General features: G+C 65.0%; 23 protein-coding genes. 11 read left to right on the forward strand and 12 right to left on the reverse strand.

Going from position 1 to position 22,832, the window contains the following annotated elements:
* Positions 1-29: 29 nt before the first annotated feature.
* A complete protein-coding gene (locus D0T21_RS22940; protein WP_116992836.1) occupies positions 30-1,139 on the forward strand; it encodes a DegT/DnrJ/EryC1/StrS aminotransferase family protein in 1,110 nt (369 codons plus the stop codon).
* Positions 1,140-1,141: 2 nt separating this feature from the next.
* Here the strand turns inward: D0T21_RS22940 and D0T21_RS22945 are convergent, their stop codons facing one another.
* Both D0T21_RS22945 and D0T21_RS22950 read right to left on the reverse strand, forming a co-directional pair.
* Positions 1,142-1,606, reverse strand: a complete 465-nt coding sequence (locus D0T21_RS22945; RefSeq protein WP_116992837.1) for a carboxymuconolactone decarboxylase family protein — start codon at positions 1,604-1,606, stop codon at positions 1,142-1,144.
* Between the two features lie 97 nt (positions 1,607-1,703).
* The gene (locus D0T21_RS22950) at positions 1,704-2,591 is read right to left on the reverse strand and encodes an RNA polymerase sigma-70 factor (protein ID WP_116992838.1); all 888 of its coding nucleotides are present in this window, start codon (positions 2,589-2,591) and stop codon (positions 1,704-1,706) included.
* A gap of 291 nt (positions 2,592-2,882) precedes the next feature.
* Here D0T21_RS22950 and D0T21_RS22955 point away from each other — a divergent pair, with 291 nt between their 5' ends.
* Genes D0T21_RS22955 through D0T21_RS23000 form a run of 10 tightly spaced genes read left to right on the forward strand, consistent with a single transcriptional unit; the run spans position 2,883 to position 10,336 of the window.
* On the forward strand, positions 2,883-4,007 hold the full coding sequence (locus D0T21_RS22955) for a sigma-54-dependent Fis family transcriptional regulator (protein WP_116992839.1): 1,125 nt from the start codon (positions 2,883-2,885) through the stop codon (positions 4,005-4,007).
* Entirely contained in the window at positions 4,007-4,657 is a 651-nt protein-coding gene (gene ccmA, locus D0T21_RS22960; RefSeq protein ID WP_116992840.1) for a cytochrome c biogenesis heme-transporting ATPase CcmA, read from the forward strand. Before D0T21_RS22955 ends, ccmA begins: the two co-directional genes overlap by 1 nt.
* Positions 4,651-5,319: a heme exporter protein CcmB gene (gene ccmB / locus D0T21_RS22965; protein ID WP_116992841.1), complete on the forward strand. Its 669-nt coding sequence runs from the start codon at positions 4,651-4,653 to the stop codon at positions 5,317-5,319. Before ccmA ends, ccmB begins: the two co-directional genes overlap by 7 nt.
* Positions 5,320-5,338: 19 nt before the next feature.
* Positions 5,339-6,124, forward strand: coding sequence for a heme ABC transporter permease CcmC (gene ccmC, locus D0T21_RS22970; protein WP_116992842.1), 786 nt, complete (start codon positions 5,339-5,341; stop codon positions 6,122-6,124).
* The gene (ccmD, locus tag D0T21_RS22975; protein ID WP_116992843.1) at positions 6,121-6,288 is read left to right on the forward strand and encodes a heme exporter protein CcmD; all 168 of its coding nucleotides are present in this window, start codon (positions 6,121-6,123) and stop codon (positions 6,286-6,288) included. The genes ccmC and ccmD overlap by 4 nt, the downstream gene beginning before the upstream one ends.
* Positions 6,285-6,728, forward strand: coding sequence for a cytochrome c maturation protein CcmE (gene ccmE, locus D0T21_RS22980; RefSeq protein ID WP_070269894.1), 444 nt, complete (start codon positions 6,285-6,287; stop codon positions 6,726-6,728). The genes ccmD and ccmE overlap by 4 nt, the downstream gene beginning before the upstream one ends.
* On the forward strand, positions 6,725-8,698 hold the full coding sequence (locus tag D0T21_RS22985) for a heme lyase CcmF/NrfE family subunit (protein ID WP_116992844.1): 1,974 nt from the start codon (positions 6,725-6,727) through the stop codon (positions 8,696-8,698). The genes ccmE and D0T21_RS22985 overlap by 4 nt, the downstream gene beginning before the upstream one ends.
* 12 nt (positions 8,699-8,710) lie before the next feature.
* A complete protein-coding gene (locus tag D0T21_RS22990) occupies positions 8,711-9,238 on the forward strand; it encodes a DsbE family thiol:disulfide interchange protein (protein ID WP_116992845.1) in 528 nt (175 codons plus the stop codon).
* A complete protein-coding gene (locus tag D0T21_RS22995; protein ID WP_116992846.1) occupies positions 9,231-9,650 on the forward strand; it encodes a cytochrome c-type biogenesis protein in 420 nt (139 codons plus the stop codon). Before D0T21_RS22990 ends, D0T21_RS22995 begins: the two co-directional genes overlap by 8 nt.
* Positions 9,647-10,336 (forward strand): tetratricopeptide repeat protein, encoded by a 690-nt coding sequence (locus D0T21_RS23000; RefSeq protein WP_158568041.1) that lies wholly within the window; start codon positions 9,647-9,649, stop codon positions 10,334-10,336. Before D0T21_RS22995 ends, D0T21_RS23000 begins: the two co-directional genes overlap by 4 nt.
* Positions 10,337-10,360: 24 nt before the next feature.
* On the opposite strand, the gene groL is transcribed toward D0T21_RS23000, so the two are convergent.
* The 10 genes from groL to D0T21_RS23050 form a co-directional block, all read right to left on the reverse strand.
* Entirely contained in the window at positions 10,361-11,986 is a 1,626-nt protein-coding gene (gene groL, locus D0T21_RS23005) for a chaperonin GroEL (RefSeq protein ID WP_116994537.1), read from the reverse strand.
* On the reverse strand, positions 11,986-12,702 hold the full coding sequence (locus D0T21_RS23010) for a lectin (RefSeq protein WP_307720728.1): 717 nt from the start codon (positions 12,700-12,702) through the stop codon (positions 11,986-11,988). Before D0T21_RS23010 ends, groL begins: the two co-directional genes overlap by 1 nt.
* Positions 12,703-12,704: 2 nt before the next feature.
* Entirely contained in the window at positions 12,705-13,184 is a 480-nt protein-coding gene (locus tag D0T21_RS23015; protein WP_116994539.1) for a cytochrome c, read from the reverse strand.
* A 29-nt stretch (positions 13,185-13,213) separates the two neighbouring features.
* Complete coding sequence (locus tag D0T21_RS23020; RefSeq protein ID WP_116992851.1) at positions 13,214-14,224, reverse strand: SMP-30/gluconolactonase/LRE family protein; 1,011 nt, start codon at positions 14,222-14,224, stop codon at positions 13,214-13,216.
* Positions 14,225-14,235: 11 nt separating this feature from the next.
* Entirely contained in the window at positions 14,236-14,826 is a 591-nt protein-coding gene (locus D0T21_RS23025) for a peroxiredoxin (RefSeq protein ID WP_116992852.1), read from the reverse strand.
* A 26-nt stretch (positions 14,827-14,852) separates the two neighbouring features.
* Positions 14,853-15,479 carry a c-type cytochrome gene (locus D0T21_RS23030; RefSeq protein WP_229211606.1) on the reverse strand — a complete coding sequence of 209 codons (627 nt, stop codon included), beginning with the start codon at positions 15,477-15,479 and terminating at the stop codon, positions 14,853-14,855.
* A 15-nt stretch (positions 15,480-15,494) separates the two neighbouring features.
* Positions 15,495-15,872 carry a hypothetical protein gene (locus tag D0T21_RS23035; RefSeq protein ID WP_116992853.1) on the reverse strand — a complete coding sequence of 126 codons (378 nt, stop codon included), beginning with the start codon at positions 15,870-15,872 and terminating at the stop codon, positions 15,495-15,497.
* 7 nt (positions 15,873-15,879) lie between these two features.
* Positions 15,880-17,325 (reverse strand): DUF1501 domain-containing protein, encoded by a 1,446-nt coding sequence (locus D0T21_RS23040; protein ID WP_116994540.1) that lies wholly within the window; start codon positions 17,323-17,325, stop codon positions 15,880-15,882.
* 21 nt (positions 17,326-17,346) lie between these two features.
* Positions 17,347-19,656, reverse strand: coding sequence for a DUF1549 and DUF1553 domain-containing protein (locus tag D0T21_RS23045; RefSeq protein ID WP_116992855.1), 2,310 nt, complete (start codon positions 19,654-19,656; stop codon positions 17,347-17,349).
* Between the two features lie 193 nt (positions 19,657-19,849).
* On the reverse strand, positions 19,850-22,645 hold the full coding sequence (locus tag D0T21_RS23050; RefSeq protein WP_116992856.1) for a TonB-dependent receptor domain-containing protein: 2,796 nt from the start codon (positions 22,643-22,645) through the stop codon (positions 19,850-19,852).
* Positions 22,646-22,832 lie beyond the last annotated feature (187 nt).

Here is a 22,832-nt window from a genome sequence, read left to right on the forward strand (position 1 = left end):
TCCCCAGTTTCGTCGCCCAGGCCACATCCATGCTCAAATTCGCCCAACCCCAACTTGATGAAGACACCATCCAGGCCGTAGCCGCCGTGCTGCGTTCCAATTGGATAGCCACCGGCCCCAATGTCACTGAGCTGGAGCACGCGCTATCGGAGAGTTTCGGCGCGCGTCCCACGCGCGTGCTGACGTCGGCGACGGGCGCGATGGAGATCGCGCTGCAAGTGTGCGGCATCGGCCCCGGCGACGAGGTGATCACCTCCGCCCAAACCTTCTTCTCCGCGATGAACATGATCGTTAAGGTCGGCGCCACGCCGGTGTTCGTCGATTGCGAGCTGCACACCCGCGCCATCGACCTGGCGCAAGTGGAGGCGGCCATCACGCCGCGCACCAGGGCCATCATGCCGACCCATTTCCCCGGCGCGCTCGGTGACATCGACGCCCTGTACGCGCTGGCCCGGCGCCACCAGCTGCGCGTGATCGAAGACGCCGCATTGGTGCAAGGCTCGTACTGGAAAGACCAGCCGGTGGGCGGCTTCGGCGACATCGCCGTCTTCAGCTTCCACCCGAATAAAAACATGACCACCATCGAAGGCGGCGCCATCGTCGTCGCCAGCGAGGACGAGGCCAAACTGGTGGACCTGTTGCGCTTCCACGGCATCAAGCGCCTGCCGGACGACACGCGCGACGTCGCCATCGCCGCCGGAAAATTCAATATGTCCGACGTGTCGGCGGTGATCGGCGTCCATCAACTGAAGCAGCTGCCGCGCTTCCTGGCGCAGCGCGCCACGCTGGTCGAGCGCTACTTTGAAAAATTCCCGCCGGTGCCGGGCGTGGTGCTGCCGCCACAGGGCGTGCCGCGCCAGAGCTGGAACATGTTCAATGTGCTGATCCCGTACGAACAGTTCGGCCTCACGCGCCAGAGCTTCCGCGCGGCCTTGCAGGCGCAGGGCGTCGGCACTGGCATGTCGTATGAGGCCTGCCACCTGACCACCGTCGGCCGTGGCTACGGCTACACCGAGGGCCAGTTCCCCAACGCCGAACGCATCGCGCGCGAAACCGTCACCCTGCCGCTGCACGCGGCGATGACGCTGGAAGAGGTCGACCACGTCTGCGCCGTGGTCGCACAAGTCCTCAAGTACTGACCTTACATGCCGGGCGCCGGCACTTCCGGAATCTGGTTGCGCAGGCTGGCGTTGATGGTGTTCCAACCCTTGATCACGGCGATGGTGTAGCTGATCTCGGCGATTTCGTTATCGGTGAAATGCTGCTGGAGCAGGGCGAAGTCGTCGTCGCTCGGATGCTGGTGCGGGATCGCGTTGACCGCCTCGGCCCAGTTCAGCGCCGCGCGTTCGCGGTCGCTGAAGAACGGCGCTTCGCGCCAGCCGGCGATGGCGTTCAGGTGGCGCGGATTGGCTTCCTGCTTGATCAGGTCACGCCAGTGCATGTCGATGCATACGCCGCAGCCGTTAATCTGCGACACGCGCAGATTGATCAGCTCCACCAAGCGCGCGCCTAGCGAGCTTTTTTTGACGGCGCCGGACACAGTGATCATGGCTTGCAGCTGGGGTTGTGCCAGTTGGAAGAAAGGAATGCGGGCAGAGTGGTTCATGATGGTGCCTTTCAGTCAGTGAGGGCACACCATTGCGCCCTCCATACCTGTAAGACGCCCCGGCTTCGCGTTCTGTGACAGCTTTTCTAAAAAAATCTCAAATAAATTGCGGCACGCCGGTCAGCTTGTCCGGATTGCGCACGATGAAGATCGCCACGATGCGGCCATCCTCCACCTGGAAGGATTGCGCCGATTCCAGCTTGCCGCCCACGTAGCGCACCAGTCCCGGCACGCCGTTGACGCGCGCCTGCCGGTAGGCGACCTGCTTCGGGTTCTGGTGTTCCAGCGACCAGTACACACCCGCCACGCGCCCCGCGCCGTGCAGGATGTGCAGGAAGGAGTTGACCTTGCCGCCGCCGTCGGCCACCAGCTGCACATCGCCGGCCATCATCGCCTTCATGGCCGCGCGGTCTCCGACCTTGGCCGCCTCCATGAACTTGACCAGCAAATCGCGATGCTGCTCCTTCGGCACGTCGAAGCGCGGCTTCTGCTGCTGCACGCGCTCCTGCGCGCGATGCACCATCTGCCGGCAGGCCGATTCGCTCTTGCCCAGCATGCCCGCGATATCGGCGTAGTCCTGGTCGAACACCTGCCGCATCAGGAACGCCGCGCGCTCCTCTGGCGACAGCCGCTCCAGCACCCACAGGAAGGCCATCGACACCTCGCTCGCCAGCTCCGCGCTGCTCTCCGGCGTGCGCTCGTCCAGCTCCACGATCGGTTCCGGCAGCCACCAGCCGACATAGGATTCGCGCTCCGCCATGCGCGAGCGCAGGCGGTCGATGGCGAGGCGGGTGGTGATGGTGACCAGCCAGGCCTCGGCCGATTGCACCGCTTCCTTTTCGCTGCCGTGCCAGCGCAGCCAGGCATCCTGCACCACGTCCTCGGCGTCGGCGCGGGTGCCGAGCATGCGGTAGGCGATGGAGAACAGCCGTGGGCGCAGCGCGGCGAAGGTGGCCAGTTCGGCAGGGGAGGTGGTCTCGGTCATGGCAAGTAAAAGTAGTCGTCGTCGAGCTTAGACGCGCTGGCATCCGGTTTTGTGACAGATGTTGATCAGCTGTTGATGAACTGTTGATTTCATAGCACCCCGCAGTGCAGCAAAAAAATACAACACTCTGCGCAAAAATATTTTACGTTCTTCCCGCAAGCCGCGCCAGTCCACACAAGGCGTGTGGTGTCTTTATCCAGAATGTGAATTTAGATGTACGTAATGATTCGTGTGCGACGCAACAAATTCGCCTTACGCTGACTTGACTCCTCAACAATAACAGGAACCGCCGTGGACAAACTACTTACCTTCCCCGACCAGTCCGGGATGACCCTGTCGATCCGCGCCAAGGCCATGCTGTTTCATGATCCGCGCTCGTCGGAGCTGTTGCAACAGGTGGAGCGCATCGCGCGCAGCGACGCCACCACGCTGATCATCGGCGAGACCGGTACCGGCAAGGAGCTGATCGCGCGCCACATCCATACGCAGAGCGGGCGGCGCGGCCCCTTCGTCGCGGTCAACTGCGGCGCCTTCAGCGAATCGCTGATCGATGCGGAGCTGTTCGGCCATGAGGCGGGCGCCTTCACCGGCGCCACGCAGGCGCGCTCCGGCTGGTTTGAAGCGGCCAACGGCGGCACCCTGTTCCTCGACGAGATCGGCGACCTGTCGCTGGCGCTGCAAGTGAAGCTGCTGCGCGTGCTGCAAGAGCGGCAGGTGGTGCGCCTCGGCGCGCGCCAGCCCATCCCGCTGAACGTGCGGCTGGTGGCGGCCACCAACGTCGACCTGCACAAGGCGATTGCGGCCGACCGCTTCCGCTCCGACCTGTACTACCGCCTCGGCGTGGCGACCGTGCACCTGCCGCCGCTGAGCGAGCGCACCGGCGACATCTTGCCGCTGGCGCGCCACTTCATCGATGTCTACAGCGGCAAGCTGAATCTGGAGAACGTCACGCTGGCGGCGGATGCCAGGGCGGCGCTGCTGTCCTACGAATGGCCGGGCAATATCCGTGAGCTGGAAAACGTCATCCACTTCGCGCTGATCGTCTGCCGCGACAACCAGATCCAGGCTGAAGACCTGAAGCTGACCGGCATCTCGCACCGCCATCACAGCCATCACGCGCGGCAAACGCCGGCGGTGCCACCGCGTCCCAGCGCGGACACGTTCCAGCAGCAGCTGTCCGCGCTGGTCAACAGCATGATCGACAGCGACCAGCCGGACCTGTTCGACCGCTTCGAGGAAGGCCTGGTGCGCACCGCCTTCGACAGCTGCCATCGCAACCAGGTGCAGACGGCGCGGGTGCTGGGCATCAGCCGCAACATCCTGCGCACGCACCTGAAGCGCTTTGGCCTGATCGGCTTCGAGACGGCGGGTGAGCTGGGCGCGGTGGGCGGCCACGGCGAACTGCTGCAGCATTGATGGGGGCCACGACCATGCGTCTGCAGGCGCACCGGCTGGCGTGCGCGCGCGGCGAGCGGCAGCTGTTCAGCGATCTGAATTTCGAGCTGCAAAGCGGCGAGGCCTTGTGGCTCAAGGGCGGCAACGGCAGCGGCAAAACCAGCCTGCTGCGATTGCTGTGCGGCCTGGGGCGGCCGCTGGCCGGCGAAGTGCGCTGGAACGGCCGTCCCATCCAGCAGCTACGCGAGGATTATCACCGCCAATTGATCTACTGCGGCCACGCTAGCGCCGTCAAGGACGACCTGTCGGCGTGGGAGAACGTGGCCACCGCCAGCACACTGTCCGGCACCGCGTGCAGCCGCGAGCAGGCCGTGGTGGCGTTGGTCAGCGTAGGACTGGGCGGCGCGGCGGATCTGCCGGCGCGCGCGCTGTCGCAGGGGCAGCGGAGGCGGGTGGCGCTGGCGCGGCTGGCGATTGATCCGCTGCCACCCTTGCTGCTGCTGGATGAACCGTTTGTCGCGCTGGACCAGGCGGCAGTGCAAACCTTGTGCCGCACGCTGAACCGGCACCTGGCGGGCGGCGGCATGCTGGTCTACACCACACACCAGGCGCAGGCCCTGCAAGCGCGGCGCCTGGAGCAGTTCGACCTGGACCGGCTGCTGCCATGCTGACCGCGCTGGCCCATGTGATACGGCGCGACCTGCTGCTGGCCTTCCGCCGCCGCACCGATATTTTGAGCACGCTGACGTTCTTCGTCATCGTCTGCACCTTATTCCCGCTGGGCGTGGGGCCGGAGCCGGAACTGCTTCGGACACTGGGCCCCGGCGTGCTGTGGGTGGCGGCGCTGCTGGCCAGCACGCTGGCGCTGAACCGCCTGTTCGGCCTCGATCACGCCGACGGCACGCTGGAGCAGATGCTGCTGTCGTCCGAACCGCTGGTGCTGATCGTGGCCGGCAAGGTGGTCGCGCACTGGCTGGTCAGCGGCCTGCCGCTGGTGCTGCTGACGCCTGTACTGGCCTTGCAGTTCGGCTTGAGTGGGGAGGCGACGACGTCGGTGGCTCTCAGCCTGCTGGTCGGCACGCCGGCACTGAGCCTGGTGGGCGCCATCGGCGCCGCGCTCACGTTGGATGTGCGCGGCGGCGGCGTGCTGGTGGCCCTGCTGGTGCTGCCCTTGTATGCGCCGGTGCTGATCTTCGGCGCAGGCGCCGCCGTGGCCGATGCCGGCAGCAGCACGGCCGAAGCCAATCTGCTGCTGCTAGGCGGCTTGCTGGCCGGCGCGGCGGCACTGGCGCCGTGGGCCACCGCATCGGCGCTGCGGATTTCGTTGGAATGACTAAAGAAGGAACACCATTGTGCTGAGCATCCGAACCTTCTACACCACCGGCGCCGAACATCCGCGCGCCGGCAGCTGGCTGCGCTACGCCGCACCGCAGGCCTTCTTCCCGCTGGCCGGGCGCCTGATACCGTGGCTGCTGGCCGCCGCGCTGCTGCTGTCGGCTATAGGCCTGTATATCGGCCTGTTCGCCGCGCCGACCGATTTCCAGCAGGGCGACGCCTACCGCATCATCTTCGTCCACGTTCCCGCAGCGTGGCTGTCGATGCTGATCTACCTGGCGATGGCCTTCTGGGCGGCCGTCGGGCTGGTGCTGAACACGCGGCTGTCGTCGATGATGGCCAGCGCGCTGGCGCCCACCGGCGCCTTGTTCACCTTCCTGGCGCTGTGGACCGGCGCCTTGTGGGGCAAGCCGACATGGGGCGCGTGGTGGGTGTGGGACGCGCGGCTGACGTCGGAGCTGATCCTGCTGTTCCTCTACATCGGCTTCATGGCGCTGCAAGCGGCGATATCCGATCCGCGCCGCGCCGACCGCGCCGGCGCCGTGCTGGCGCTGGTGGGCGTGGTCAACGTGCCGGTGATTTATTTTTCCGTCCAGTGGTGGAACACGCTGCACCAGGGTTCCTCGGTATCGCTGCGCAGCGCGCCGACGATGGCGACGCTGATGCTGCAAGGGATGCTGATCATGACGCTGGCATTGTGGGCCTATGCCATCGCCGCCACGCTGCAAAGACTGCGCGCCATCGTGCTGGAACGCGAGCGGCGCGCGGAATGGGTACAACGTTACATCACGGAGCAACAATGATTTGGGATAGCTGGAGCGATTTGATCGCGATGGGTGGGTATGCGAAGTACGTATGGGGCTCGTTCGCCGTCGTTGCGGTGGTGCTGGTAGGAGAACAGGTTGCACTCGCGCTGCGCCACCGCTCCGCGCTGAAGGCCGCACGCACCGCCGGGGAAAGCTCATGACGCGCCGTCAACAGCGCCTGGCGTTGCTGGCGGCGGCATTGAGCGCATTGCTGGTGGCGGCGTGGCTGATACTGTCGGCCTTCCAGAAAAACCTGGTCTTCTTCTTCACCCCCAGCCAGGTGCTGGCCGGCGAAGCGCCGCACAACAAAAGCTTCCGCATGGGCGGCATGGTCGAACCGAACAGCCTGAAACGCGAGGCGGACGGCATCACCGTCAGCTTCATCGTCACCGACACCGTGCAGCGCCTGCCAGTGCACTATCGGGGCATCCTGCCGGACCTGTTCAAGGAAGGCAAGGGCGTGGTCGCGCAAGGGAAACTGGGCGACGACCACCGCTTCGTGGCCGACGAAGTGCTGGCCAAGCACGATGAAAACTACATGCCGCCGGACGCCGCCTACGCGCTGAAAAAAGGCCGGCAAACTGCCAAGGTGGACAAATGATCGCCGAATTGGGTAACTTCGCGCTGATGCTGGCCCTGTGCCTGGCGCTGGTGCAAGGCAGCCTGCCGCTGCTCGGCGCCTGGCGCGGCAACCAGCGCTGGATCGCGCTGGCGCGGCCTGCGGCGGCTGGCCAGTTCGTGTTTGTCAGCTTCGCCTTCGGCTGCTTGCTGGCCGCGTTTGTCGGCAACGATTTCTCAGTCGCCTATGTGGCGTCCAATTCCAATTCCACGCTGCCGGTCTACTTCCGCGTGGCGGCCGTGTGGGGAGGGCACGAGGGTTCGCTGCTGTTGTGGGTGCAGATCCTGGCCGTGTGGACCGCTGCGGTGGCGGTATTCAGCCGCCGCCTGCCTGCCGCGATGACGGCGCGGGTGCTGGGTGTGATGGCTTGGATCAGCGTCGGCTTCCTGCTGTTCATGCTGTTCACCTCCAATCCCTTCGACCGCCTGCTGCCTGCCGCGCGCGATGGCCGCGACCTCAATCCGCTGTTGCAGGACTTCGGCATGATCATTCATCCGCCCTTGCTGTACATGGGCTACGTCGGTTTCTCGGTGGCGTTCGCGTTCGCCATCGCGGCGCTTCTGAGCGGCCAGCTGGATGCGGCTTGGGCGCGCTGGTCGCGGCCCTGGACGCTGGTGGCATGGGCCTTCCTCACGCTGGGCATCTTCATGGGCAGCTTCTGGGCCTACTATGAACTGGGCTGGGGCGGCTGGTGGTTCTGGGACGCGGTGGAAAACGCCTCTTTCATGCCATGGCTGGTCGGCACGGCGCTGATCCATTCGCTAGCGGTGACGGAAAAGCGCGGCAGCTTCAAGAACTGGACGGTGCTGTTGGCGATCGTCGCGTTCTCGCTGTCGCTGCTGGGAACCTTCCTGGTGCGCTCGGGCGTGCTGACGTCGGTGCATGCGTTTGCGACCGATCCGCGCCGCGGCCTGTTCATCCTGATCTTCCTGGCGATCGTCATCGGCGGCTCGCTGGCGCTGTACGCGTGGCGCGCGCCGTCGGTCGGGCTGGGCGGACGCTTCGCGCTGTTCTCGCGCGAATCGCTGCTGTTGCTGAATAACGTGCTGCTGCTGACGGCGGCGGCCACGGTCTTGCTGGGCACCTTGTATCCCTTGTTCCTGGATGCGCTGGACCTGGGCAAGATATCGGTGGGCGCACCGTACTTCGAGTCGGTGTTTGTGCCGCTGATGCTGCCGGTGCTGGTGTTGATGGCGGCCGCGCCTTTCGTCGAATGGAAGTCGGCGCCGCTGCCGCCGGTGCTGGCGCGGTTGTCGCGCATCGCGCAGACGTCGTTGCTGTTTGGCCTGGCAGCCTGGCTGGCCTGGAAGATGACGCCGGCCGTGGCGGGCGGCTTGATGCTGTCGGTGTGGATTTTGCTCGGCACGGCGCTGCATCTGTATCAGCGTGTTGCGGCGCCGGGGCAGGGCGTATCGCTCGGCCACCATCTAGGCAAGCAGCCCTTGAGCTACTGGGGCATGCTGGCTGCACACGCGGGCGTGGCGGTGTTCGTGGCCGGTGTCACGCTGGTCAAGGGCGGTGAAGTCTCCGAGGACGCCAGCATGCGCGTCGGCGACCGCATCGTCAGCAGCGGCTGGCGCTACAGCTTTACCGCGCTGGAGAAAGTCGATGGCCCGAACTACATCGCCGCCCGCGCAACCTTCGAAGTGCGCACCGGCGATGGCCAGGTACTGATGCTGCATCCGGAAAAGCGCTACTACACCGTGCAGCAGATGCCGATGACGGAGGCGGCCATTGATCGCGGCTTCACGCGTGACATCTACCTGTCGCTGGGCGAACCATCCACTGACGGCGCCTGGGCGGTGCGCATGCAGCGCAAGCCGTTTGTCGGCTGGATCTGGGCCGGCTGCCTGATTATCGCCGCTGGCGGCTTGCTGGCCGCATCCGACAAACGTTACCGGCTGGCGCGGCAAGCGACTGTCTTGCCGCCCACCACAGCGATTCCCATTTGACCCGGAGTGAAGATGAAACGATACATACTGCCGCTGGGCGGCTTCCTGATACTGCTGATTTTTCTGGGCATAGGCCTGCGCCTCAAGCCCCAGGAGATACCGTCGCCGCTGATCGGCAAGCACGTGCCGGTGTTCTCGCTGCCGCAGGTTGAGGACGCGGGGCGTAGCTTCAGTTCGAAGGATATGGAAGGCAAGGTCTGGGTTCTGAACGTCTGGGCGTCGTGGTGCGCGCCATGCCGCGCCGAGCATCCCGTGTTGCTGGAGTTTTCCCGGCTGGCGGCGGCGCCGGTCGTGGGACTGAACTACAACGACGTGCGCGGCGACAGCCAGAAGTGGTTGAAGGAGTTCGGCAACCCCTACCAGGTATCCGCCTTTGACGGCGACGGCAAGACCGGCATCGAGTTCGGCGTCTACGGCGTTCCGGAGACCTTCGTCATCGACAAACAGGGGCAGATACGGTTGAAGCTTACCGGCCCGCTGACGTCGGAGCTGATACGCGAGAAGCTGCTGCCCATCATAAAGGAGCTCAATCGTGCCTGAGCTGCGCCGCCTGCTGGCATGCCTCGCTGCGGCGTTGTCGCTGCTCGCGCAGGCCGCGCCTTCCACCGCCGATGCGGCACTGGAGCTGCGCGTCCAGCATGTCGCCGAGCAGCTGCGGTGCTTGGTCTGCCAGAACCAGACCATCGCCGACTCGCACGCCCAGCTGGCGATGGACCTGAAGAAGGAAGCGCGCAACCAATTGGCGCAAGGCCGTTCGGAGCAGGACGTGGTTGAGTTCATGGTGCAGCGCTATGGCGACTTTGTGCTGTACCGGCCACCGTTCAAGGCCGTTACCTGGCTGCTATGGGTGGGGCCCTTCGCGCTGCTTGCCGCCGGTTTGCTGGCGCTCCTGTATCAATTGCGACAACGCGGTCTTGCCGAAGGCGAGCTCGCAACAGAGGAATTCGAATGACGCGCTTTATCCTGATCGCCGGCGCGATGCTGGTTTGCAGTCTGCTGTTTGTATTGCCGCCATTGTGGCGCCGTGAAGCGGGAGGCAGCGCGCGAGCAGCGTCGCCGCGCCAACGCTGGCCGGTGCTATTGGTGGCGTTGCTGGTGCCGCTGCTGGCGGCATCCCTGTACGCGGTGCTGGGCAATCCCAAGGGGCTGGAGCCGCCGCCGGAGATCGCGCTGGCTGCAGATAGCGTGGTTGGGCCGGAACAGATCGAGGGCATGGTCGCCCGCCTGACCCAACGCCTCGCCAAGGAGCCGAACGACGCCGATGGCTGGCGCATGTTGGCGCGCTCCAATGAGACACTGCGGCGCTTCGATCAAGCTGCGGACGCATATCGCCATCTGCTTGCTTTGGAGCCGGATAATCCAGAACTGCTGGTGGACTACGCGGTGGTGCTGGGCATGACTTTGAATACCACTTTGGTCGGGGAGCCGGAAGCGCTGATCGCCCGTGCGCTGGCGATCGATCCGAATCATATTCAAGCACTGGCCTTGTCGGGGAGTGCAGCGCTGGAACGCGGCGACTATACCGCCGCCGTTAAACCGTGGAAGAAGATACTGGCGCTGGTGCCAGCGGATTCGGAGATGAGAAAATCGATTTCGGCAAACATCGCCAAAGCGGAAGCACAGGCGCAGCTGCGATAGCGCCGCGCCTGTGCCGGGCGGCTGTCAGGCCGCTTCCTCGTGGTGATGATGGTCGTCGTGCGCCGAAGGCGGAAGCGGGATGGTGTAGATGCCTGCATCGGTCGTCAACAGCAAGCCGGCGATGGATGCGGCGTTTTGCAGCGCCGCTCGCGTCACCTTGACCGGGTCCAGCACACCCAGCTCGATCAGGTCACCGTAGCTTCCGTCACCCGCGTCATAGCCGAAATTGCCGCTGCCCTCCAGCACCCGCGCCAGCACCGCAGCGGGATGGCCGCCGGCGTTCGTCACGATCTGGCGCAGCGGCTCCTCCAGCGCGCGGCGCACGATGGCGAGGCCCGCATCCTGGTCGGCGCTGTCGCCGCGCAGCTGCTGGATTGCCGTCCTCGCGCGCAGCAGCGCCACGCCGCCGCCCGGTACCACACCTTCGGCGACGGCCGCACGGGTCGCATGCAGGGCATCTTCCAGCCGTGCCTTTTTCTCCGACAGTTCCGCCTCGGTGGCGGCTCCCAGCCGTATCACCGCAACGCCGCCGGCCAATCCTGCCAGACGCTCTTGCAACTTGTCGTGATCATAGCCGGCGGACGTCGCTGCGATCTGCGACTTGATCTGCTGCGCGCGTAATCCTGTCCGCTCCGCCGTGCCGCCGCCATCGATGACGATGGTGTGCTCCTTGCCCACCTCAACCCGCCGTGCTTCGCCCAGGTCCGCTAGCGTGACCGCCGCCAGCGTCAGGCCGCTATCGTTGGACAGCACGCGCGCACCGGTCAGCGCAGCCAGGTCCTCCAGGCTATCGCGGCGACGCTCGCCAAAGCCAGGCGCCTTGACGGCGACGGACTTCAGCAGCCCGCGCGCGTGATTGACCACCAGGCCGGCCAGCGCCTCGCCCTCCACATCCTCCGCCACGACCAACAGCGGCCGACCGGTCTGGGCGACCAGTTCCAGCAGCGGCAACAGCTCGCGCACGTTGGCGATTTTTTGATCGGCCAGCAGTATCAGCGGCCGCTCAAGTTCCGCCACCTGCCGCTCGGCGTCGCTGATGAAGTAGGGCGACAGGTAGCCGCGCTTGAATTGCGTACCCTCCGCAACGACAAGTTCATCCCGCAACGACGGCCCATCCTCCACAGTAATCACGCCATCCCTTCCGACCTGCTCGAAGGCCCGCGCGATGATGTCGCCTATCGCCGCGTCGCCGTTGGCGGACACCGTCGCCACTTGCGCGATTTCCCGACTGTCTGAAACCGGACGCGCGATAGCCGCCAGTTCACCAACGACGGCGGCTGCCGCCTTGTCTATTCCGCGCTTCAGCTCTATTGGACTGAAACCGGCCGAGACGTACTTGAGGCCCTCGCGTACGATGGCCTGCGCCAGCACGGTGGCGGTGGTGGTGCCGTCGCCGGCGTCATTGCCGGTGCGCGCCGCCACCTCCCTGAGCAGCTGGGCGCCCATGTTCTGCAACGGATCCTCGAAGTCGATCTCCCGCGTCACGGTCACGCCGTCCTTGGTCAGTGCCGGCGCGGCATGGCCACGTTCCAGTGCCACGTTGCGGCCCTTCGGCCCCAGCGTCAACCTGACCGCGTCGGCCAGGATGTCGACGCCGGAAGCCAGGCGCCTGCGGGCACTATCCCCGAATACGATGTCCTTTGCCGACATCAGTTGGCTGCGAAGCAGTAGAGCAGGCCGGCGCCGCCGGTGGCCACCAGGTTAGGCTGGCCACAACCGCGGCTTGGATGCGCCGCGTTCCAGGACGAGTTGCCGCCACCGGTGCGGTCGAAGTGACCCAGCTGCGCGGAGCCGTCAGCGGCGCTGCTGGTGTAGTTCTTACACGTATGATCGGCTGCATCTGCATAGGCGCGGCCATCCGGCTGCGAACCGGTGATGATGTCATGCTCGTTCGGCTTGTCGCCGGCGCCCTTCACCGGTTCGTTCTTTTCGGTGAAGACGGTGGTGCGGGTCAGGTTGTTGCCGAGACGGGCGGCATCCAGCGTATCGCCATGCAGGTGCGCCACGTCGCGCGCCACCACGGCGCCGCGCGTGTTGAACCATGGCCCGTTGCCGATGCGGTCGCGCGCATTGACAGCCGGCTTGCCGTCGGCCGCCTGCGTGCTCAGATACGCGCGCCAGGTCTGCTTGCCCGCGCCGACCGACTCCGCCAGCTTCTGGCAGTGCGCATCGGCGCCGGCCAGGCCGCCAAGGTCCGCGCCTTTGCCCAGGCCTTCGCTGGTGACGAAGAAACTCAGCGGCTTGGCAGGATCGGTGGAGCGCGCGGTGTTCGGCTGCGCCGGAGCAGGCGTTTGCCCCAGCGCGGCATGGGACAGGCACAGCGCCGCGATGGCGCTGCATATCAAGCTTGTTTTATGAGTGGTCATGTTCAGTCTTTGGATTTGAAATCGTCGTGGCAGGATTTGCAGGTGCGTTGCAGCTTGCCGAATTGGGCCTTGATCGCGGCGACATCGCCGCCGCCGGCCACGGTCGCGAGCTCGGTGGCCTCCTTGCCGAAGTTGGCGCCGAGTTCAGCGAAATGCTTGCCGTCCTTGAACAGCTCCGGCTTGGCGCTGGTGTCGTGCCAGCCCTTGCCTTGCTCGGTGCCCGCTGCGAACAAGCCGCCCAGGCCCGAGTTGGCGATGGCGGCGATGGTGTTGGCCGCGCGCTGCACTTCGTCCTTGTTGTACTGGCCTTCCACCGAAGCCTTGATGCGGCCGGTGTTCCAGGCCACCACCTGGAACGCCGACTGGCGCCACTTGATCAGGTTCTCCGGCTTCGGCGCCTGCTGCGCCAGCACGCTGGCGGAACCGGCGAGGAGGGCGATCGCCAGCGTGGATATGAGTGCTTTTTTGAGTGTTTGTTTCATCAGTTTTCCGTCGTCAGGTTGAGAAGTCTTCACTTGGCGCGTCCGCCGTAGCCCTCTGCCAGCAGGGCGATCTTGTATGCTGCACCGCGTCCGACCACATACAGGGTTTTCTTGCCCGGTCCCGCAAAGGCCAGGTTCTGCGGCGCTTTCGGCAGGGCGATCACGCCCAGGGCTTCGCCCTTGCTGGAGAAGACCTGGATGCCTGCGGTGGATGCCACATACAGCCTGCCGCTGCCATCCACCGCCAGGCCGTCGGCGCCGCTGCTGGCGCCGGTGTCGGTCTTGCGCCAACCTTCCAACTTTGCGAAGTTGCGGCGTGCGCCGATGCTGCCGTCGGCGGCGATGTCGTAGGCCAGCACGTGCTCACCGGCGGTATTGGCGACATACAGCACCTTCTCGTCAGGGCTCAGTTGGATGCCGTTCGGGCGCTCGATATCGGCGGCGATGCGTTGCAGCTCGCCGGACGGCGTAATGTGATACACGGCCGGCTTGGCCACTACCGGCTGCTCCGCCGGTGCGGGCGTACCCGCTGGACGCGGTGGCGCGCCGGAATCGGTGAAGTAGACGCCGCCCTTGCGGTCCACCACCAGGTCGTTCGGGCGGCCGAATGGCTTGCCGTCGTACTGGTCGGCCAGCGTGCGCGCATGCGAAGGCGGGTAGACGATACCGACGCGCGGCTTCAGCACCTGCACCGCGTACAGGTCGCCGTTGGCGGTGAAGCCCAGTCCATTCGAGCCGTTGCTGTTGTCGAGGAAGGTGGAAGTGCTGCCGTCGGCGGCGATGCGGGTGATGCGGTTGGCGGTGGTCTCGGTGAAGATCAGGCTACCGTCGGGCAGCACCACCGGGCCTTCGGTGCCGGTGAAGCCATCGCGTATAAGTTCTATCGGCGTGCCCGCCGCCACCACGCCCGCAATTGCCGGCGTGGTGCTCGGGCCGGGAGCTGTTTGCGCGTGGGCGGTGAGGTCCAGGGCCACCAGCGCCAGGCCGGTGGCGACGATGGTGGCCAGGTGCGGACGCCAGGTCGTGTAGAGATCTTTCATGTTCTGGCTCCTCAGGATTTCTTGGCTGGACGCTGTGCCAGTTGCTGCACCGCCGCCAGCGCTTTCTCGACATTGGCCTCCGGCGTCAGGCCGCCCACAGTGGCGGCGATCCTGCCGTTCGGGGTGATGACGAAGGTGGTGCGCTCGGCTGCGGCATGGTCGATCTCGACACCGCGTGTGTCCTTCTTGCCGGCGGCGATGTCGCGGATCGCCAGTTCGTAGGACTTGGCGATGTCGCCGTCGACATCGGCGGCCACCGGGAACTTGCCGGCGCAGTAGTTCGGATCGGCGGAGAATTCGTTCAGCCGCGCGATGCTGTCCAGCGAAACGCCGACCACGGTGGCGCCGGCGGCGCTGAACTTATCGTGATTGACCGCGAAGCTATGCGCCTGGATATTGCAACCGCCGGTGAAGGCGGACGGATAGAAGTATACGACCACCGGGCCTTTCTTCAACGCGTCCTTGAGCGAGAAGGAGAAGGCCTTGCCGGCCTGCGAAGCCTGTGCCTTGAAGGCCGGCGCCGCGTCGCCTTCCTTGAGCGCGGCGGCGGCGGGCAGCGTGACAACAGCCGCCAGCAGCGATGCGATTAACATGCGTTTCATTGGAACTCCTGTTTTGGTTAAGTGGACTACATCTCGGATACGTAGCGCGCCAGCGCTTCGATTTCCGCATCGCTGAGCGGCGCCGCCAGCTGGTTCATGACGCCGCCGGCGCTGTTGTTGCGGCTTCCGTTGCGCCAGTCGTGCAGCTGCTGCTCCAGATAGCGCTGGCCCTGGCCGCCAATGACCGGGCCGACACCCGCCGTGCCCTTGCCGCCTTCGCCGTGGCAGGTGGCGCAGGCGGGCAGCCTGCGCGCCGGATCGCCGTGCACGTAGAGTTGCTGTGCTGCGGCTTGCTGCGGCGCGGGCCTGGCCGGCGCGGCGGCCGGCATCGGCGGCAGCGTGGCGAAGTAGGCTGCGATGTCTGCCAGGTCGGCGTCGCTGATCCCGGTGGCCATCATCTTCATGAATTCATGCTTGCGTTTACCGCTGCGGAAATCCTGTATCTGCTTGATGATGTACTCCGGGTATTGACCGCCCAACTTGGCGAACTTGCCGTCCGTGCCGACGCTGAAACCCTGGCCTTCGCCGCTGCCGCCGTGGCATTCCAGGCAGCGTTCGGTGTCGGCCTTTTCCTTGCCGGCCACCGGATCTCCCGGTGGCTTGGCTGAAGCGGGCAGCAGAACCAGCAACGACGCCAGTGCGGCCGCTTGCAATGCTCTGTAAATACGCTACTCCTTCTTGTAGAACGTGTGGCAGGTACGGCAGGTGCGCGAAAGCGTGGTGGCTGCAGTGGTGGCCGATTCAAAGTTATTGGCCGCCACGTAGCCGACGATTTCGGTCGACAGGTCCTTGCTCTGCTTCGCCAGGTCCACCGCATTCTTCGCATCGCCCTTGTGGTCGAAGAAGGTCTCGACCTGCGCGAACATCTGCGTCAGTTCCTTCGCGTCCGCCGTGGCGGCCTGCTTGTTACTGAGGGCGATATTCGAGGACAGGCTTTTGTTGGTGTCCTCGATCGACTGCATCAGGTCCACGCTCAACTCCTCTGCCGACCGGACCCCGGCCGACAGCGCCATCGCGACTGCAAATAACAAAATGACTTTACGCATGGAGACCTTAGGCCAGCAGTTCTTTGATCACTTTGCCGTAGACGACGGTTGGGCGTTCCGAGCGGCCGTTGTTGAGGAAAGTGGTTTTCAGATGGTCGAGGCCCAGCAGTTGCAGCACCGTCGCGTGCAGGTCGTAGGTGTCGACCGCTTTGTCCTTGTCCGCAACCTGCAGGCCGATTTCGTCAGTCGCGCCGTAGGTGGTGCCGGCCTTGATGCCGCCGCCCGCCACCCATTGCGTGTAGCCCCATGGATTGTGGTCGCGGCCATTGCCGCTTTGGCCGTAGGAGGTGCGGCCGAATTCCGAGGTCCACACCACCAGCGTCGATTCGAGCAGGCCGCGCGAGGCCAGGTCCGCCAGCAGGCCGGCGATCGGTTTGTCGATCATGCGGGCGTTGACGCTGTGGTTCTTTTCCAGCTCGCTGTGCGCATCCCAGCTGGTGATCTCGGTCTGGCCGTCCGGCGCGCCGGACACAACCTGGATGAAGCGCACGCCGCGCTCCACCAGACGGCACGCGCGCAGCAGCGTGGTGCCGTAGCTTGCGCTGGTTTCGTCGTTCAGGCCATACAGCTCTTTGGTGGCGTCGCTTTCCTTGGTCAGGTCCACGGCTTCTGGAGCCGCGACCTGCATACGGTCGGCTAGCTCATACGAGCGCACGCGGGCTTTCAGTTCGGTGTCGGCCGAGTAGCGCGCCGCGCCTTCGTTGTTGAGGCGCTTGAGCAGGTCCAACGAGGCGCGCTGCTGCGACGCGGTGCGCAGCTCCGGGCGCTCCAGGTACAGGATGGGCGACGGGCCGGGACGGAAGGCCGTGCCCTGGTACACCGCCGGCAGGAAGCCGGAGTTCCAGTTGACCGAACCGGCGCTAGGCTCGCTCTTGCCGTTGTAGAGCACCACGTAAGGCGGCAGGTCGGGATTGGCGGAACCTAGCGCGTAGCTAACCCACGCGCCCAACGATGGACGGCCGGGACTCAGGTCGCCGGTGTTCAGCTTCAGGATCGAGATGTCGTGGGTGGCGCCCACCGTCACGCTGGATTTGATGAAGGCGATCTTGTCGGACTGGGTGGCGATGTTGGGTACCAGGTCCGAGAACCAGGAGCCGCTGTCGCCATGCTGCGCCCAGGTGCGCTTGGATGCATACAGCTTGCCGACGCCGCCCTGGGTACTGGTCTTGATCCCTTTCAGGAAGGAGGCCGGCACGTCCTGGCCTGCCAGCTTGATCAGGTCCGGCTTGTAGTCGAACAGGTCCAGCGTGCTCGGTGCGCCGTTCATGTGCAGCCAGATGACGGATTTGACCTTGGCCGGGAAGTTGGGCTGTTTCGGCGCCAGCGGATCCGCTAATTCGGCGGCGCTGGCCGCGTGCAGCAGGCCACCGCCCGGCAGCAGGCCGGTGAGGGCGCCGGCGCCCAGACCGAGGCCGGATTTAAGCAGGAAGTCGCGACGTGTATTGATGCTCATGGTGCTGTCCTTTTTGTCGTGTTAGAAGCGGTATGCAAAGTCGTTGGAATTGGAAACCGCGTGCACCAGGTCGACGAATGCCGCCGCCCGCACCGGGTTCACTTGCTGTTTCTCGTTCAGGCCGGACGGCACGGCGATTTCAAACTTGCCCTCCGCGTTCTTGGCCAGGATGATTTTTTCTTCCTTGTCGAGGAAGTCCTTCAGCGCCGCCTTCTCCGACTTGTTCGGTGCGCGGGCAAACAGGATTTCGTACAGGCGGTTCAGCTGCGCCGATTCATCCTTCCCAGCCTCGCGGATCACGCGGCCCGCCAGCGCTTGCGACCAGCCGAACACCACGTCGCTGTTGAACAGCGTCAGCGCCTGCAGCGGCGTGGTGGTGACATCGCGCTTGTGGTGGGCGTGCGAAGGATCGGCCAGGTCGAAACTCTGCATCAGCGGATACGGCACGCTGCGGCGCACGAACACGTAGACACTGCGGCGGTTCTGCTCCGCAGGGTCGGCCGACGGCGTCCACAGGTTGCCGGCGTTGAAGTTGGCCGGCACCGGTGGGAACACCGCTGGGCCGCCGATCTTGTCTTCCAGCTTGCCCGAAGCGGCCAGCAGCGAATCGCGGATCTCTTCGGCTTCCAGGCGCTTGCGTGGATAGACCGCCAGCAGCTTGTTGTCCGGATCGACCTTCAGCACATCGTCGCGCTGGCCGGACGATTGGCGGTAGACGCTCGACAGCAGGATCTGGCGGTGCAGCTTCTTGACGCTCCAGCCCTGCTTGACGAAGTCGGTGGCCAGGTAGTCCAGCAGTTCGGGATGCGTGGGCTTCTGGCCTGCGCGGCCGAAGTCCGCCACCGTGCTGACGATGCCGTTGGAGAAGTACTGGCTCCACACGCGGTTGACGAACACGCGCGCCGTCAGTGGATTCTCAGGACTGGCCAGCCAGTTGGCCAGCGCGGTGCGGCGGCCCGACGACGTGGCGGTCGATTTGATCTCCAGCTTGGCATTGGCGCCGGCCCACAGCGCCGGCAGTGCCGGTTGTACTTCATCGGTCGGACGCTCATGCACGCCGCCGAAACGCACGAACGTGGCCGGCGCATCGGCGTGACCCAGTTCGGTCGCGGTGGTCAGCGTCAGGCTGCCTTTTTCAGGTTTCAGCTTGTCGAACTTTTTCAGGTCGGCGGTCAGCTTCTGGTACTGCTTCCACTTGTCGACGTTGGCCGGGGTGAAGTCGGTGCTGTCCTTGTCTTCGGCGGTCAGCTTCAGGTAGGCCACCACGTCCTGCTCGGTGCTGACGGACTTCAGGCGGAAGTTAACCCAGCGGTCCATCGCCGTCCATTCGGATTCCGGCTTGAAGATCGCCTCGCGGCTGTCGGTCAGGTAGCGCTCCTTGTGATACTTGACGGCCACCGTGCGGATGGTGTCGAGGATGGCCTTCTGCTGCGCGCGGATATCCTTGGTCGCCTCGCGGTAGGCGGCTTGCTGCTTCTCGTATGCCAGTTCGGCTTCGCCTTTGATGGCGGGCGCCTTCTCGTCGAAGCTGGTGTTGGCGAAGAAGGCCTGCAGCTGGAAGTATTCCTTCTGCGTGACCTTGTCCGCCTTGTGGTTGTGGCAGCGCGCGCAACCGACGGTGGCGGCCAGGAAGGTCTCGCCCACCAGGTCCGTCATGTCGGTGGCGATCTGGTATTTGCGCTGTACCAGGTCGCGCGAGTTCGAGTTGTCCGGATAGCCGGCCAGGAAGCCGGTGGCGATCTTCGCTTCCTGGCTGTCCGGCCACAGCTCGTCGCCCGCCAGCTGTTCCTTGATGAAGCGGTCGAACGGTTTGTCGGCGTTGAAGCCGTTGATGACGTAGTCGCGATAGCGGTAGTTGTTAGGACGGGTGGTGTCGTTCTGGAAGCCGGCGCTGTCGGCGTAGCGCGCCAGGTCCAGCCAGCGGCGCGCCTGGCGCTCGCCATAGTGCGGCGACGACAGCAGGCGGTCTGCCAGCTTCTCGTAGGCGTCCGGCGACTTGTCGTTGACGAAGGCGTGGACTTCCTCCGGCGTCGGGATCAGGCCCCAGGTGTCGAGCGTGGCGCGGCGGATGAAGGTGGCGCGGTCCGCATCCGGCGACGGCTTCAAGCCTTTTTCCTCCAGCTTGGCCAGCACGAAGGCGTCGACCGGCGTGCGCACCCAGCTTTTCAGTTTGACGATGGGGGCGGACGGCTGCTGCGGCGTGGTGTATGCCCATGCCTTGCTGCTGGCTGGCGCCGCTGGCTTGGTGGTGTCGTCTGGCGCTGCCGACAGCACTGCGGAAAAGCACAGCAGCACGGCGATCGATAGCGTCTTTATGGCGGGCTTGTTCACTGACTTGCTCCTTCTGTATGCGTGGACGAGATAAGGTGTTACTGCTTTAGATAGCAACTATCGGACCAGCAGTCGCTTTGCATCCATGTACTTGATTTGATTGGGAATTGCGTCGCAGGCGGGAAGGGCGCCTGCTGCGGCGCGGTCAGTTGTCGCGGCCTGCTGTTGAATAAACAGCAGGCCGTTGCTGCGATTACAGCTTGCCGCTGAAGGTCAGGCCAAACCAGCGCGGATACGGATTGGGCGCGTAGCTGGTCCATGCCGGTTCGTGCGCGCGGTTGTCGGTGGCGTTCTTCACGACCAGGCTGACGTCGAAGCCGGTCTTGAAGGTCAGGCCCACCGACAAGTCGGTGACCGCGTTGCCCGGCACGTAGCCGTAGTCCGACAGCGTGTCCGTGTTGTTATAGCGGCTGGTGAAGGCGGTGGTGAAGCTGGTGTGGAACTGCTTGTCGCCCCACACCGGCAGGCGGTATTCGGCGCCGACGTTGCCGGTCCACTTGGCCACGCCCGGCAGCGTCAGGCCGCTCTGGTCGACGTACGGCGCCGCCAGGTAAGCCAGTTCGTCCGGCTTGGCCGCCAGCGGGAAGCTGACGTAGCGCGCGTCGGTGTAGGCGCCGGCCACGCGGATGCTGAGGTTCTGGATGCCGGAGTAGACCGCGTCCAGTTCCAGCCCGCGCGCCCGCACCTTGGGCACGTTGCCTTGCGCCGTCACGTAGGCGGTTGGATTGGCCTGGCCGTTGGCGATGTTGGTCTGGGTGGTGAAGTCGTCCACCACCCGCACCGTCGACTGGTAGTCGCGGATATTCATCTGGAACAGGTCGGCGTTGAGTATCAGCGTGTTTTTCAGCAGGCTCGATTTCAGGCCGACTTCAAAGGCGTTGGTCTTCTCCGGCCGCACGTTGGCCGACAGGCCGTTGACGTTGAGCGCGGAGCCGGACTTTTCGCCGTACTGCCACGAGGTGTAACCGGAGACGTTGTCGTTGAAGCGGTAGCTCGGGCTCAGGGTGGCGGTGACCAGGTTGTCGTCGTAATGGCTGGTGATGCCACTGATGAGTTGTCCGACCTGGCCGGCGCGCAGCGCCTTGGCGGCGGCCACCTGCGCCAGCTGCGCGGTGCTCAAAGCGCCATACGAGGCGGCGCCGAAGTAGCGGCTGGCCACCGCGTCGGCCAGCGCCACCTGTGCGGTGCTGTTGCCGGCGGCGAGCGCACCGCTGGCGGTGGAGTTGAAGCCGCCCAGCTGCACGCCGCGCACCGCGACCGGATTGAGCGCGGCGCCTGCGCCGTTGGCGGTCAGCACCTTCAGATCGGTGGTGGTGCGGTTTTCGTGCGTCAGCCGCAGGCCGCCGTTAAGGCTGATGGCGTCGGTCGCGTGCCAGGTGCCGTTGCCGTAGATGGCGCTGCTCTTGGTGTCGACCATGGTATCGCCCTTGGTGAGCGCATCGTCCAGCGCATCCTTCAGCAGCGCCAGGCCCGCGCCGCGGTTGACACCCGCCAGGCGGTCCAGCGTGTTGTATTGCGCGGTGGTGGCGAACCATGCGCCGGCGTCCGAACCCCAGCCGGTTTTCGAGGCGATGTCGTCTTTCGTCTTCAGGTAGAACAAGCCGGTCACGTAGTCGAACGCGCCGCCCGGCTTGGACTTGAGCTTGAGCTCCTGGCTGAATTGCTGGTAGTCGACGCCGCCGCCGCCGTTGCGGTTGATGTCGAACGGCGTGCCTTCGTCGTTGTGGGCGTCGAAGCTGTATTTGCGGGTGGCGGTGATGGAGGTCAGTGTGTGGTTGGCCAGGTTCCAGGTCAGGTCGATCTGGCCGCCCTTGTTGTGGACCGTCTGCCCCTGGTTCTCGTTGAAGTTGATGTTGTTGTCGCCGATGTAGTTGTTGGCGTAGGTGTAGGGCGAACCATTGAAATCGCGGCCGGCGAACCATGCGCGACCTGGCGTGTAGGCGCCACTGGCGTTGGTGTAGCCGGTCAGCTTGGCGCGTGTGGTGGTGCCGCTAGGGTCGGTCAACGAACCGTCGGCGAAACGGTCCGGTTGATTCTTGTAGAAGGTCAGGCCGTTCTGCACTTGCGGCGCGTGCGGCTCCAGGTCGAAGCTGATGCGGGCATTGAAATCGGCGCTGGGCGTGAACAGGAATTGCGTGCGGCCGCTGACGCGGTTTTTGTTATACAGGCTGTAGTTGCTGTCGAAGTTGTTGGTGTAGTAGCCGCGGCTGCGGTCGACCAGGAAGGAGCCGCGCCAGGCCAGCAGGTCGTCGATGATAGGGCCGCCCAGGTTGGCCTTGGCCATCAGCGTGTCGCGCTGGCCGTAGGTGATCTGGTAGTCGGCGCTCGGGTAGAACGATGGCCGCTTGGTGTTGATGCTGACCACGCCGGAGCTGGCGCCTTTGCCGCCCAGCGTCCCTTGCGGGCCACGCGTGACGTCGACCGAATCGACGTCGTAGAAATCGAAGTTGGCCAGTTGCGACAAGCCGTAGCTGACGCCGTCGACCACCATGCCGACGCTGGGGTCCTGGGTTTCGGTGAAGGAGCGCTTGCCCAGGCCGCGTATCGACAGCGAGGCGCCGCGCGTGTTGTTCTGGTTGAACTGGATGCCGGCGCTGCGTTTGGTGATGGCGCTCAGGTCTTGTGCCAGTTCGCGGTCCAGCTCCGCTCCGGTGACCACGGAGACCGATAGTGGCACGTCTTTCAATAGTTCGATCTTGCGCTTGGCGCGCACGGTGACGGCGCCCAGCGCTTGGGGCTCGTCCTCGGCGGCGGCGACCGTCGGCGCGGGGGCGGCTTCGGGGGCCGGCTGCGCGGCTGACGTTGCTGCGCCTTCCTTCGCGGCCAACGCCTGCTTGAGCCGTGCGATTTCGGCTTGCAGTTCGGCAATGGTCGGTGGTTCGGCGGCGTGCAGGGCGCCCGACGACAGCAGCCCCAATGCGGCAACGACTGCGGCAGCCAGCGGCGCCGCTCGGAAGTGTTTAGGTAAAACGTTATGCGTTTTGCTCATTGTTTTGCTCTCCTGGTGATGGCGTTGGTATTGACCACCATTCCGCAAGTAGCGTGCCATCGTGGAGAAAACGTTTATACGATTAACGCATATGGTTAAGCATCAGTATCTGACTGGAATTTCGACTCCGGGCTTTGTGACGGCGGTGCAGGGCGGGGGTTGAAGGGGTGTTGAATTTGCAGCAGCG

Source organism: Duganella sp. BJB476 (assembly GCF_003416895.1).
Taxonomy (GTDB): Bacteria; Pseudomonadota; Gammaproteobacteria; order Burkholderiales; family Burkholderiaceae_D; genus Rugamonas.